General features: G+C 34.3%; 8 protein-coding genes. 3 read left to right on the forward strand and 5 right to left on the reverse strand.

The window, feature by feature from the left end; all coding sequences use genetic code 11:
- Positions 1-3: 3 nt before the first annotated feature.
- From MUB18_RS00430 to serS, 5 genes are all read right to left on the reverse strand, one after another.
- Positions 4-3,132: a SusC/RagA family TonB-linked outer membrane protein gene (locus tag MUB18_RS00430; RefSeq protein ID WP_248754669.1), complete on the reverse strand. Its 3,129-nt coding sequence runs from the start codon at positions 3,130-3,132 to the stop codon at positions 4-6.
- A 1,546-nt stretch (positions 3,133-4,678) separates the two neighbouring features.
- On the reverse strand, positions 4,679-5,731 hold the full coding sequence (locus MUB18_RS00435; RefSeq protein ID WP_248754670.1) for an endonuclease/exonuclease/phosphatase family protein: 1,053 nt from the start codon (positions 5,729-5,731) through the stop codon (positions 4,679-4,681).
- A 234-nt stretch (positions 5,732-5,965) separates the two neighbouring features.
- On the reverse strand, positions 5,966-7,441 hold the full coding sequence (locus tag MUB18_RS00440) for a SusD/RagB family nutrient-binding outer membrane lipoprotein (protein ID WP_248754671.1): 1,476 nt from the start codon (positions 7,439-7,441) through the stop codon (positions 5,966-5,968).
- 13 nt (positions 7,442-7,454) lie between these two features.
- The gene (locus MUB18_RS00445; RefSeq protein ID WP_248754672.1) at positions 7,455-10,685 is read right to left on the reverse strand and encodes a SusC/RagA family TonB-linked outer membrane protein; all 3,231 of its coding nucleotides are present in this window, start codon (positions 10,683-10,685) and stop codon (positions 7,455-7,457) included.
- Between the two features lie 557 nt (positions 10,686-11,242).
- Entirely contained in the window at positions 11,243-12,514 is a 1,272-nt protein-coding gene (serS, locus tag MUB18_RS00450) for a serine--tRNA ligase (protein ID WP_045752814.1), read from the reverse strand.
- Positions 12,515-12,811: 297 nt separating this feature from the next.
- Between serS and mgrA the strand changes: the two genes are divergently transcribed.
- The 3 genes from mgrA to MUB18_RS00465 all read left to right on the forward strand — a co-directional run bounded on the left by mgrA (position 12,812) and on the right by MUB18_RS00465 (position 15,339).
- The gene (gene mgrA, locus MUB18_RS00455; RefSeq protein ID WP_248754673.1) at positions 12,812-13,804 is read left to right on the forward strand and encodes an L-glyceraldehyde 3-phosphate reductase; all 993 of its coding nucleotides are present in this window, start codon (positions 12,812-12,814) and stop codon (positions 13,802-13,804) included.
- Between the two features lie 139 nt (positions 13,805-13,943).
- A complete protein-coding gene (rsmI, locus tag MUB18_RS00460; protein ID WP_248754674.1) occupies positions 13,944-14,609 on the forward strand; it encodes a 16S rRNA (cytidine(1402)-2'-O)-methyltransferase in 666 nt (221 codons plus the stop codon).
- A 34-nt stretch (positions 14,610-14,643) separates the two neighbouring features.
- The gene (locus tag MUB18_RS00465) at positions 14,644-15,339 is read left to right on the forward strand and encodes a PH domain-containing protein (RefSeq protein WP_248754675.1); all 696 of its coding nucleotides are present in this window, start codon (positions 14,644-14,646) and stop codon (positions 15,337-15,339) included.

Below are 15,339 nucleotides of genomic sequence, written 5' to 3' on the forward strand. Positions count from 1 at the left end.
TGATTAAAATTTAACATTGACGCCAAAAGTAAATCCTTTTGAACTTGGAGTAATAGCATGATACAATCCTTGCACCTGATTACCTAACAAACTTCCTTCTGGATCTTTGTATGAAAAATCAGATTTAATCCAAAGATTTCGTCCCGTCGCAGAAAAAGTTACGTCCTCTAATTTTGATTTCTTCAACCATGATTTAGGTAGAGAGTAACTTAATGTTACTTCTCGTAACTTAATAAAACCAGCATCTTCAACAAAGTTTTTATCTACAGTAGAGAACCAATTTTGGTAATAAGCTTGATTTTTAATAACCTCAGTAGTATTCACCTCTCCATCAGATTCACGTACACCTTGATGAACAATTTTTGTACCCCTATCTGCAGTAACCCCTGAAGAACCATAAAATGTAGCATAATATAAATCCAGATTCAACACTTGTCCACCTGTCCTCACATCTAATAATCCTGAAACAGAAAGGTTTTTATATCTAAAGCTGTTTCTAATTCCCATTGTCCAATCGGGCATTACGTTACCGATAGGTCCTAATTCCTCTGACAAGATAGGTAATCCATCATCATCAATAAGGGTCTGTCCTTTATCGTTCTCTTTGAATCCATAACCCCATATTACGTAACCGTAATCCTTATCAATTCGTACTTGTGGATTTGTAAATCCACCAATGAATATATTATCTACTCCTTCTGCTAATGATTGTAATTTATATTTATTTTTTGCAAAATTAGTAACGATATTCCAGTTGAAATTTTCAGTTTTCACAGGTGCAACGTCCAACATGATCTCAACACCCGAATTTTTCAACTTTCCAGCATTTGCAACTAATAACTGAAAACCGGATGAGGCTGCAATTGGTTGCTGAATAATTTGTTTTTCACTTTGCTTACTATAATAAGATAATTCCAAATTTACGCGATTCTTAAAGAATTTCAATTCAGTACCAAATTCATATTCTGTTACAATCTCAGGTTTCAACTCATTATTTGCCAATACACTGCTCATGTTAAAACCGTTTAAACCATTAAAAGGAAAATCGATATTACCACGTGTACCGTCACCAGGATTTGCCTTTGAAAAAGTTTGTGTTGTATAATACGGCTGGGCATCATTACCTGCGACAGCATAAGAAGCTCTAATCTTACCAAAAGAAAATACATCATTTGTTAGATCAAATGCTTCGGAAAAAACAAATGAAGAAGAAATGGATGGGTAAAAGAAGCTGTTATTTCCCTTAGGTAAAGTTGATGACCAATCATTCCTTGCTGTTGCATTTAAAAATAAATAATTTTTATAATCAATACTTGCTGATGCATATAAACCTACCAACCTTCTCAATTCATCGCTTTGGAAAGCCTGTACAGTTCCCATACCACTTATATCAAAGAATCCTGGAATATTTAAATCTAATCCTCTAACTGTTCTGCGATTAAAACCACGTTGATTGTAGTTTGTTCCTACCAATCCAGAAATAGACCAATCCTCATTAATTTTCTTATTTGCAGATAAAATGAAGTCATTGTTCCACTGTTTATATTTAACTAAAGCAGAGAAATAGCGACCCTTTGGAATACCTTTGGTACCAATATCAATTTTTTCTTCGATTAAATCAGTATAGCTATCTAATCCAACTCGATTTGTTGCTTTTAACCAAGGTAAAATATCAATATTGATTTCATTTGAAATAACAAAACGATCAGTTATACTTGGACTTGAATTATGATTAACCAACCAATAAGGGTTATTAAAACCCGTTCCTAAAGCTATAGGAGATTGCCATGAAAGATTACCATATTTCTCATATGCTTCTTTCATATCAAAACTAACTGGAGCAAAATTTAAACCATATAAAAATGATTGACCGCCATTTCCTTCTAGCATTCTATTATTTTTAGAATTCACATAAGAAACAGAAGTTGACGAAGTAACAATCTGACTTAATTTAGAAGCAAATGCACCGTTAAAACTATTTCTTTTAAAGGTATTATTAGGAACAATACCATCTTGATTGGTATTCGAATACGTTAATCTATAAGTAGTATTGGCAAGTCCACCACTTATAGATGCGGAGTTATTCCACATAACTCCAGTTTGATAAAATTGTTTACGAGGGTCTACAATTTTTGGCATGCCAATAGCATCTATTACAGCTTGACTAACAGAATCTCTATGAGGCCCCCATACAGCCGAAGTTTGTGGATTAGTTGTTCCACCCTCCTCTGCATAACCACCTAGAGCCAAAGGTAAACCATTTCTATACTTACCATTAACTCCCTGCAAATAAGTGGTTTGATAACCATCAGTATAAGCTTCATCAAAAGTAACGCTTGAAGATAATGAAACTCTAGGTAACTTTCTGTTATCTTCTGCCATTCCCTTTTTAGTGGTAATCATGATAACTCCGTTTGCCCCTCTAGAACCATATAGAGCACTTGCTCCCGCCCCTTTTAATACTGAAATACTCTCAACAATATTTGGATCTAGATCAGAAAGTCTACTTCCATTAGTACCTGTGAACAAAGTAGAAACATTGTCATCACCACTGTTTACGGAATTATCCATAGGTATACCATCTATCACAAATAATGGTTCTGAACTTCCAGTAATTGAAGTATTACCTCTTAATTGTATAGAAGCTGAAGATCCAGCTTGTCCACCTGAGCTGGTAATCTGTAAACCTGCAACTTTCCCTGCTAAAGCATTGACAACGTTAGGCTCTCGAGAGCTTAAGATATCTGCAGCTTTAACTTCCTGAACAGAGTAACCTACCGATTTTTTTTCTTTTTTCACACCTAAAGCCGTCACAACAACCTCATCAAGAGCATTGTCATTATTGTCCAAAGTAACATTAAAGGCAGATTGCCCTTCCTTGACAATTAATGTCTTATCAGAATAACCAATCGAACGAAAAACAATAATTTTACCAGTTGGGACTGAAAATGAATAATTTCCATTCACATCTGTTTGGGTAGCTACGTTAGATCCTTGAACAGCCACAGTTACACCCACCAACGGTTTCCCGTCAGCTCCTGTAACACGACCGCTGACCTTTTTCTCTTGTGCAAATGCAACAGAGGTCAGAATCATACTACCCACAAAAAGACTGAGTAATGTTTGTTTCATATGTTTATGTTTATTAAAATTAAAAGTCCTAAAAGACTTTGGTTAAGTAAATTTTTCTTTGCCCTATATTATTCAGAATTATACCAAAACTTGCAAATTACTTTTTGCACAAAATTTAAATAATAAATTATTTACGTAATAGAACTTTTCAATCGATTACTCTTTCTAGCGATAAGAATTAATTCAAAATTATACATTACACATAGAATCGGAAAATTGGATAGCAATTATAAACTAATTAATCTTATACATTTACGAATGTGATGTTTTTAACTTAAAACAACAATCTCGATTCATAACATGAAAGTGAACCAAAGTTAGAACAATAATTCAATTGTGTATATAATAAATTAATTTAATTTTCATTAAATTTCAATAAATATGTATAATTACAATTGTACACATAATCTGTAAATAGAATTATGCAAGCAATCATTTATATTAAATCAAATTCTATAATTTGTTTGAATGTCTTATCTCTAAGAATTAGTTAGTAAAATATATTTTTGTTAAAAAATGTTAAAACAAATATATATCATTTTTATATGTGAAACAAAAAAATAATATGCTAGCATATAAAAACATAGAATTTAACCATAATTAACTATATATCAGTCAGTTATTTTTAAATAAAAATGTAACAAAACAATAAAAGTTAATATCAGATCAGTCTTAATTTTAGTTTTTCATTAATTCAAATAATTAAGATGGTATTAAAGTACATCTTCTAAAACATTATTAAACTCTATACCGCACTTTCCTGCTTAATCAAGATTGTAATTGGAAAATCCAAACTTAACTAGGTTAATAGCTAAAAAAATAAGAGCACAAACAAAGTTAGAAACGCAACCATTTCATTGAGCGCTAAAAAGCAAATAAACAAAACTTAGAAAACAGCCTTTAAAGCTCTCAATCAATCGTTAAATGATAAAAGGTCCCTTTGTAGGATTACTTTCTAGCTTAGAGAGACAACAACTTGAAAAGGTGTAATAACTTCATCTAAGCTTACCAACCAAACTTTAAAAAATTATATCATATTTTTACCCATAACAAGCTCCTATTTAAAAACAAGTGATCCTCCTCTTAGAAACGGTTATCACAGATCTAAAATGTAATAGCACCTTAGCAAGAAAACGTCTCTTATTGACAAATGATAATCGCAAATTCAAAACAATGTGATCCATTGTTTCAAGTTTGTAGATATAAATTAGAAAGTCATTGATCAATGATTTTAAAAAAGCAAACACTTCATGAACACATGCAGTACGTTTTTCCTTAAAATAGGTCATATGGTAACCTAGATACGTACTCCCAACTAGATACGAATCACAAATTATAAATAAGTGGCACCATTTTAATAAAAAGGCATTTCTCAAAGCCAAAAAGTAGTTAGAGTATTGCTCTTATATGTGAAATCGAACGGACAAATACAACAAGAAGATAGCACGCTAACTATCCTACACAAAGGTAGGTTGTACACAGAAAGTTAACCTCCTTTCATATAAAAGGCCGACCAGATGTATAAACAGGCAAGAAATGAAGCTTCTTAAAACTTAAACGTGACTAACAAAGCTTTATGGTCTGTAGGCCATACATCTACAGGTAATAAGAATTTATCCTGACTATCAGGATTTTGTTTTTTACCATATTTGACCGTTTCAGAAGGCCCAACTATGTTGACTTCAGAAACATGAAATGGTATGTTCGTCCTATAATAAACGTAATCAATACGATCTCGATCATCAGCCAATGGTGCCCATGCAAGTTTTTCCATACCGACATCCTTATTAAACGATGGATAAGTAAAACCGGGATACTTAACAGGATTTGGATATTTTTCTCGAAAGCTATCCACAAAGCCAGATGCTTGTAATAAGACTGAACAATCCCAAGGAACTACTGTACCTCTATGATCGAACAGGTTTTTTGTTGCAGATGTCCAATCCAGATGAGAAGGTTCATTAAAGTCGCCGGCTATAATAATTGTTTCATCCTTATTTTCTTTATTAGCATCTTGAATAATATCTTTTATAGCTTCTTCTCTTCGCCCCTTTCGGTTAGCTTCTAAGATAGCGTCTACACCAACTATAGGTTGATCAAGTTTTTTCCAGGTAACGCCATCATATCCTCGAGGTAGATAACAGGCATAATTAGTGTAGTCCAAGTGCACAGCATAAAATGTTATGTTCCTACCATTCACTTGGATTTTACTTTTTAATACTCCGCCCATTTTACTAGTATCACCATACAACGCTTGTTGATCTTTAATTGGAAATTTAGAAATAAAAGCTACATCTAAAGATGGCTCACTAGAAATGCCATGATACACCGCATTTGTACTTTTCAATTCTTGCAAGATACGCTGCACAAAATCCGTTTTGTTATAATTGCGAACATCGCTGAATAACACCACATCAGCCTTTTTATCTATAATCTCATCCGCTATTGCCTTAAAACCATTTGGAACCATCGTACCTTCTTGCCAAATATTAATCTGCAAAACCTTCAACTGATTCTTTTGTTGTGAGAAAGATAACTTCCCAATAAAAACAAGGGTCAGGACAATTATCAACTTTATTAAATTGAATATATTAAACATACTTTTTATTTTTCCTAATTATGATGCAAATCCCTCTTACTTATTCATAACATGTCAACAAGCTCTATGATCACGCTATTATAAAAACAAGGTTTCAAACAAGCAAGTCTTCACGTATATATGAATTAATCATAGACAAAAGAAAGATATAAATCTACAGTTTTATACATACGATTAAAAATAAAAAAGCGATCTCTTTCGAGATCGCTTTTAAAATGATAACCTTAAAAATAATTATTTAACATCCCACCATACTGGTGTATAGATAACGACATTACCTGGATAATTGGCATTCGTAGTTGCTTCACTATTTGCATAAGGCATACGCAAAGGCATTCTACCTTCTCCTAAAGTTGAAGCTGCCGAAGTTGTGAAGAATGTCGGATATCCTGTTCTTCTCCACTCTGTCCACGCTTCAAACCCTTGAAAACCGCACATCGCAAAATACTTCTGTGTGATAATAGCTTTCACTTTTTCTTCTACCGTTCCAGAGAATACAGCATCAGGAGCTTTTGCAATATAATTTACCGCATCTGCGGCATTACCTGTTGCATTAAAACTCGAAGTAATACCAGATTCATACAATGCCTTAGCATCACCTGTACCCCAACCTTTTGCTACAGCTTCTGCTTGCAAAAAGAAACTTTCAGCATTTGAAATCAACTTTACTGGAGCTACCGCTGATGTTGGGTCAACCGCGCGCCCACCAACTAGTGATGATGGAGAAGAAACTAATTTCTTGGTATTAGCACTATATGTTCCTTGATTAATAAAGGCAATAGTATCTTGTACTTTCCCATCGATATTAACTACTTTTTCGTAGAATGCAAATCTTCTAGGATCATTGTTTTTTACAAAAGCTTTTACAACAGTTCCACTAGCTACTACATTTTGAGTTTTACCTAAGCCCACCATTTCATTATAAAATGGATTTTCATTTCCTCCTGTAGTAGTATAAGTAATTGTAGCATCTTCATCCAAGAAAACTGGATTTGAAGCATAAAGTGCTTTAATTCCTGCTGAAGCTTTAGCAGCATCAACATTTGATATTCTTAAATATGCTCTTAATTTCAACGTATTTCCAAAAGCTTTCCACTTATCCAGATCGCCATTGAAAAGCATATCTTGACTCGTCACAGGTATAGCTTGTTGAGTTTGCAATAAAGCAAGACCTTTATCAATATAATTGAAAATAGAATCATAAACAACTTTCTGAGCTTCGTATTTTGGATTTAAATTACCTGCTGCTTGTAAACTTTCAGATAATGGAATATCCCCAAAAGCATCAGTTGCAATTTGAAAAGTGTAGGCTTTCAAAATATAAGCCATTCCCTTATAATTTTCATTTGCGGATGCCTTTGTATCGATAATCAAATTTGCATTGTTCAACGCATTTCTGTATAGAATGGACCAAGAACGATCCATTGCAGAATTCGCAATTCTGTATTGGTCTAAAGTACGGTACTGTGATGATGTCGGGTTTTGAGTCCAATATTGACCCCAAACATTTCCATAAACCTGAAATGAATTACCCACCACTTGACTGATTGCTGCTTCTACCGAAGGCAATAATAAGCCAGGAGTAGCCTGTTCAGGATTATTGGGATTATCATTGATATCCAAAAATTTATTACATCCCGTCAAACCAACTGTGCCAATTAAAGCTAAAACTAAAAGCTTTTTAGCGTTTTTTAAATATATAGTTTTCATACTTTACTTGCTTTTAAAATGAGACCTTAACATTGATACCATAATTTCTTAACGAAGGTTGAGCTGTAAAATCAAAACCTTGCGCATTACCAGCTCCTGCAGAATTCACTTCTGGATCAGCATATTTATTTTCGCTAGGCGTCCAAATAAATAAGTTGTTTCCAAAAAATCCAATCGAAGCCGCTCCAAATGGTGTATTTTTCAATTGATCTTTAGTAAATTTATAAGACACTGTTAAATTACGTAACTTGACATAAGTCGCATCCACAATATTAACTCCAGCTTCCATATTCGGATAATAATCTACTTTATCATATGTTGCTGTTGTATTCACTACAGAATTTCCTGCAGCATCTAAATAAACAGAGTTAGGGAAAATTTGTCCAAAACGTTCTCCACCTGTTTCAGCAGAAGTACCCACAAAACCTAGAATATCTTTTGTTCTGGAATAGAAAACACCTCCTTGTTTGGTATCAAACAAAGCGCTCATAGACCAATTTTTGTACGTTAAATTAGTTCCTAAAGATGCCTGAAAATCTGGATTATAGGTACCTAAGTATTGAGGTGAAGAAGAAACTACTGGTAAACCTGTTTTTTGATCAACAATTGTACGACCTTGATCATCTGTCGCATTGGTTACACCATAAAACTCACCATAAGGACGACCAACTGCAGCAACAATATTCATTCCTGAAAAACCACCAACAGAAACCTGTTCCACGCCATCCATCAACTCAACAACCTCACTGTTGTTTTTAGTAAATGTTCCGAACATCTCCCAAGTAAAATTATCCGTCTTTACAGGCGTGCCTCTCAATGTTAATTCAACACCAGTATTTTTAACTTTACCAGCATTAACCAAACTAAAACCATATCCTGTAGAAGCAGGAATTGGAATACTTAAGATTTGATTTTTAGAATTGTTGTTGTAATAAGTAAAATCTGCATATAAACGGTTACTGAAAAAGCCCAATTCAGCACCAATTTCAAAAGAAGTGGTGATCTCTGGTTTCAATTCCATATTTCCAATTGTACTGCTCGACATCAATGCAGAAACATTACCAAATGGGAAAGTTGTGGTTCCAAAACCGCCGTTGATCTCACCTCTTGAGAAAGTAGTCAATAGTTGGTAAGGGTCCGTATCAGAACCTACTTGTGCCCAGTTAGCACGTAATTTTGCATAGTTAAAATTACTTTTCAACTCAGGAGTAAATAATTCTGAAAGAACAAATGATCCACTTACACTTGGATAGAAGAATGAATTATTTTGTTTTGGTAATGTAGATGACCAATCATTACGAGCAGTAGCTTGTAAATATGCAATGTTTTTATAAGAAACATTTAAATCTCCGTATACACCAATTAATCTTCTATTGCTCCAAGAATCTTCAATTAAATCTAATGGACCGTTACTGTTTGCTAAATTATACCATCCTGGTACCACTAAACCACCACTCGAGTTGGTTGCAATACTACTATTGGATGTTCTACGTTGACGAATATTATTACCCAACATAAAAGATGCTTCCCAATCATCATTAAAAGAATGCGTAGCAGTCGCCATAAAATCATGTACGATTTCATTCACATTGTATTGATCGATACGGTATTGTCCTGGATCGGTTTTGATATTGTCTTCACTGTAATTTTCAGACGTATTGTCTGCAGGCAAGAAACTATACTTTGGAGATTCTGAACGACGACGGTCAGTATAGTTATCTAAACCAATACGCTCTTGAAAAGTTAACCACTCTAATGGTTTATAATTTACATTAAAGTTACCAGTGATACGATTGACATCATTAAAATTATTGTAGTTTTCCAATACCCAATATGGATTATTAGAATATGCGCCATAGTATCCATAAACATCATTATGTTCTACACCATTAGCATCTGTATAGCCGTAACTATTGTAAGGATTGGATAAATCTTTGAAACCAGTAATATCCATATCTCTTGGTGTTTGTAACAAATTGTTGTAAACTGAACCACCACCTTGACCACCGCCTACATTGTTACTATTGATACGACTGTAGTTAAACGAAACACCTGCAGAAAATTTATTAGAAAATTCTGTTGATCCGTTAAAACGAACACCATATTTATTATAAGTATCTTTTTTCCCAGGATAAACACCATTTGAGTTCAAGGCATTTAAACCTAAATAGAAAGTCGATTTATCAGAACCGCCTGAAAAACTCAAATTGTTATCTGATGCTAAGCCTAAATCAAAAAAGTCTTTTACATTGTCCTTTACAGCAGAATAAGCTTTTTTCTGGCGAACACCATTAATCGCTTGTCCCCACTCTTGAATCTCACCTGTGAAAGGAGCTCCCCAAGACCAGTTCTCTTTTGGATCATTGACGAAGACTAGATCTCCCGCTTTAGTATAACCTGAATAACCTTGTCCATATTCATTTTGAAATTCTGGTAATTTCAAAATAGAAGACATGGTATTGGTTGAACTAAATGTAATTTCATTTTTAGATCCCTTTTTACCACTTTTAGTTGTAATAATCAAAGCTCCATTGGACGCTCTTGATCCATATAATGCAGCAGCAGCAGGACCTTTAAGAACCGTTACAGTGGCAATATCATCAGGATTGATATCATTACCACGGTTACCAAAATCAACACTGGATAATGATGACGCACCTCCAATAACACTTGAATTGTCAATTGGTGTACCATCAACGACAATAAGCGCTTGATTATTACCTGAAATGGATGATCCACCACGTAATACAACACGAGAGGAACTTCCCGGGGAGTTTGATGTTGAAGTAATATTGACACCAGCTACTTTACCTGCTAAAGCACCAATAGCACTTGAATTTCTTCCTTCAGTTAATTCATCACTTTTAAGAACAGGTGCCGAATAACCTAAAGATCTTTTCTCTCTTTTAATTGCATTTGCCGTAACAACGACCTCTTCCAAAGCATTATTATCATCTTCTAATGACACATTGAAAACGGTAGCATTGTTATTAACAATAATCGTTTTTTCGCCAAAACCAATAGAGCGAAATACAACAACCTTACCAGCTGGAACATTCAAAGAGTAGTTACCATTAGCATCGGTCTGTGTAGCTTGATTAGTACCTTGTACAACAACAGTAACCCCTGGTACTGCTTGACCAGTTGCTGATGTAACACGGCCACTAATCTTTTTCTCTTGCGCGAATGCTACTGATGACAATATCATCCCACCTACAAGAAAACTAAGTAATGTTTGTTTCATGTTATTTACTTTGTTAATTTAATATTTTAATAAAATAATATCCATTCAAAAAAACTGTTAAAACTTATATTGTTCAAACAACCTTATGTAGACGCAAATAAACTCCCAAGTATGACAGCTAAAGGACTCAATATTACGTAAAAACAGAATAAACACATAGAAAGCGACAAGGGCTTATTAAGACTCCTTTGATGCTCATTTTTATGAGAATCTGTAAATTTTCTTTTTAAAATTTACGATAAATAACGTGGTAGTATGATCTTTATAGACATTACATCTGTAAAGCGGGTAGCAAATATATATAGACAAAGTTGCTATTACAAGTATTTTAACAAAAAAGTTTTTTTCACATCACAAATGTAAATAAGAGTAATGTATATTGTAAAAAACGCAAAGAGCTTGAAAGGAAATTATATTTTCACAAATCCGAATTAAAACAGAATTTTATACGGCATAACACTATATTAACAAAATTTTAACAGTAAAAGAGAATTTTACGAAACAAAAAAAGGTTGTAAAAAAAATTTACAACCTTCTCCTAATTTTTATCAATAATATTAATCAATATATTCAAATCCTGTGTAGGGAACCAATACCTTAGGTATTTTTATACCCTTATCCGTTTGATTATTCTCCAACAAAGAAGCTACTATACGTGGTAAAGCTAATGCAGATCCATTTAATGTATGCGCCAATTGCATTTTACCCTCTTGGTTTTTAAATCTTACTTTCAGACGGTTAGATTGATAAGTTTCGAAATTTGAAACTGATGACACTTCTAACCAACGTTTTTGAGCCGCACTAAATACTTCTAGATCGTAAGTCAACGCAGCAGTAAAACTCATATCACCACCACATAATCGCAGCACACGATAAGGTAATTCCAATTTTTGTAATAAACTTTGCACGTAAGTACTCATTTCTTCCAATGCAGTATACGATTGATCAGGGTGCACAATCTGCACCGTCTCGACCTTATCAAATTGGTGTAAACGATTCAATCCGCGCACATGCGCACCATAGGAACCTGCTTCACGACGGAAACATGGTGTATATGCACAGTGTCTAATCGGAAATTGCTCTTCTTTCACAATCACATCCCGATAGATATTCGTAACAGGTACTTCCGCAGTAGGAATTAAGTAGAGATCATCATGAGTTACATGATACATCTGGCCCTCTTTATCAGGTAACTGACCTGTAGCAAATGCAGACGCCTCATTAACCATAATTGGCACCTGTACTTCTTCATAACCTACTTTTGCAGCTTCATCTAAAAAGAAGTTGATCAAAGCTCGCTGCAATCGAGCTCCTTTACCTTTATATACAGGAAAACCTGCACCTGTTACCTTAACACCAAGCTCTAAATCTACAATCCCATATTTTGTTAATAAATCCCAATGAGAAACAGCATCATCAGCTAGTGTAGGAATAGTTCCATGCTCTAAAACAACTTCATTATCGTCAGCTGAAACACCTACAGGAACTGATGTATGAGGTAGATTGGGAAGTTGAACAATTTTTGCATTTAGATCTTGTTCCACAATAGCTAATTCATCAGTCAGGTGTTTAACCTGTTCCTTATATCCTGAGGACTGGGATTTTACGGCTTCAGCTTCTTCCTTTTTACCTTGACGCATCAATTCTCCGATTTTCTTTGCGGATGAATTTGCTTCAGCTGAAACGGCATCTGACTCGGATTGAATTTTGCGACGTTGTTCATCTAAATGGATGATTTCATCAACTAATCCAATTTCCTTGAAATTTTTGACACCTAATCTCTCGATTACTTTATCCCTGTTTTCACGGATATAATTCAATTGCAACATAATTATGTGTATTTTTAAAGAAACAAACTTAGATAAATTTGTTTTATTTACAATTTTAATTGTGTCATTTATACAACAATTTTATTCGTTTGAGTCTTTTTTATGGAGCTCTATTCAAGCTATCCACTTTGCAATCTCTCCCCTTTAGTCAGCTAGTAGTACATAATAGAAATAAAACAAAAGCAGACCATTTGTGAGTATCCTGTAAATATTCAAGTCATTTTTAGTCACATATGTTAAAATATTTAAGATAACTTGTAAATTGCCTTTGTAAACTTTTAAAAGCATAATAACTCCATGCAATATACACCAGATCACAATCGATATCAAGAAATGGAATACCGTCGTTCGGGTCATTCTGGAATTAAATTACCTGCGATCTCATTGGGATTATGGCAAAATTTTGGTCATATCAATGATTTTGAAAACAGCCGCAAACTTATCCAGACCGCATTTGATTCTGGCATCACACACTTTGACCTTGCAAATAATTATGGTCCGCCTCCAGGTTCTGCAGAAGAAAATTTCGGGAAAATACTAAAAACTGACTTTAAAGGATACCGCGATGAAATGATTATCTCTTCCAAAGCTGGCTACACCATGTGGGATGGTCCATACGGAGATTGGGGATCTAAAAAATATCTGGTATCCAGTTTAGATCAAAGTTTAAAAAGGATGAATTTAGATTACGTGGATATTTTCTATCATCATAGACCTGACCCAGAAACTCCTCTAGAAGAAACAATGGCCACATTACACCTGTTGGTTCAACAAGGGAAGGCATTGTATGTTGGTATATCAAACTATAAAACACCTGAAGCCAAGCGTGCTATAGATCTGTTGAAACAGATGGGCACTCCCTGCCTGATTCACCAGCCTAAATATTCCATGTTCGAGCGTTGGGTAGAAGAAAGCCTCTTGGATTTACTCGCACAAGAAACGGTTGGTTGTATCCCTTTTTCACCGCTAGCGCAAGGATTACTAACAGATAAATACCTGCATGGCATCCCTCAAGATTCTCGAGCAGCTTCGGGCAGTATATCATTGCATGAAAGTGATATTACAGCTGATAAAATTGAAAAAATAAAAGCTTTAAATGATCTCGCCATACAAAGAAATCAAAAGTTAGCACAGATGGCTGTATCTTGGTTATTAAACAAACCACAGGTTACATCTGTGCTTATCGGAGCGAGTAAAATTTCCCAGATTGAAGATGCAGTTGCTGCAGTAAAAAATCAGCATTTTTCAGCAGAAGAATTATTACTTATCGATCAGATCTTAGCGAAATAGTATTAATAGCATCATTTTTTATATTCGACCATTCATGCTGATAGATACCTGTTTTTTCAATTACACGACAGGTATGTATCAGAGAGAGTGGTCATATAAAGCTTTGATTGCAATTATCAAAAAAAACTTACCTTTGTAAATGCTTTATTTAGTCCCAACGCCAATCGGCAATTTAGAAGATATGACTTTTCGCGCGATACGTGTGTTAAAAGAAGCAGATCTTATTCTCGCTGAAGATACACGCACAAGCGCACCACTTTTAAAACATTTTGGAATCGAAAAAAAAGTATTTGCTCATCATCAACACAATGAACATAAAGCGATTTCAGAAATCATTAAGTTTTTAAAAGAAGGACAAAATATTGCCTTGATTTCTGATGCCGGTACTCCAGCTATATCAGACCCTGGGTTTTTATTGGTTCGAGAAGCAATTAAAGAAGGGCTTGAAGTACAATGTTTACCTGGAGCAACAGCCTTTGTTCCAGCTTTGGTCAATTCAGGATTACCAAATGATCGCTTTTGCTTTGAGGGGTTTCTTCCAGTAAAAAAGGGACGTCAAACACGTATGAAATTCTTAGCAGAAGAAAAAAGGACAATGATTTTTTATGAATCACCGCATCGCATACTTAAAACAATTGACGAATTCATTCAAGTTTTTGGTCCCGAAAGACAAGCTTCCATATCAAGAGAGTTAAGTAAATTATACGAAGAAAATGTCAGAGGAACACTTGCGGATTTAAAATTACATTTTGAAAACAATCCAATTAAGGGAGAATTTGTATTTTGTGTGGGAGGTTTAGAATAGTTTCGCCTTCGTTTATTTTTAAAATATATTTAATATGAACTTTGAACTTTTTGCCATTGACGGCCAAGATATCAAAATCGTTGAAAAGTTAGTCATCAAATTACAAGATATGATGACCGACGGAGAGCGAATTGATTATATCGCAATACAGAAAAAACCTGCAGTAACGATTCTTCCTGATAGTATCACGATCAGTAATAAACGTATTTTCATGTGCGAATTCACCAAACTGGGTTTAGCTACTGATTTTGAAATATTCAGTTGGAAAGATATCAAAGACATTGCTTTTAAAGAAGAGATTTTTGGTTCCAAAGTCACCGTAATCCCTACAACAGGTGAAAACTTGAGTATTGATTATATTCCAAAAGTGCAAGCAAGAAAATTATATCAATTAATCAAGGGCGCATTAGAATCGTCAAAAATAAAGGAACTTGAACTGGAAAAAGAAAAATTTATAGTAACAGTTCCAAAACAAGCAGCACCATCATTTGAAATACATACACCTGTTGAAGAAGAAGTCATTAGTAGCAATGATCAAGCTTCACCTAAAATAGAAGAAGTCAAAGAAATTATGATCACACCCATCGTTGAGGAATCAGCTCCTAAAGTAGTGGAAGAAGATGATGAAATGACGCTTAAACTAAGAAAATTGAAAAGCTTATTTGACAAACAATTGATTACACAGGCAGAATACGAAAATAAGAAAAACGAAATTTTATCTCAAATTTAA

This window comes from Sphingobacterium sp. PCS056, assembly GCF_023273895.1.
Lineage (GTDB): Bacteria > Bacteroidota > Bacteroidia > Sphingobacteriales > Sphingobacteriaceae > Sphingobacterium.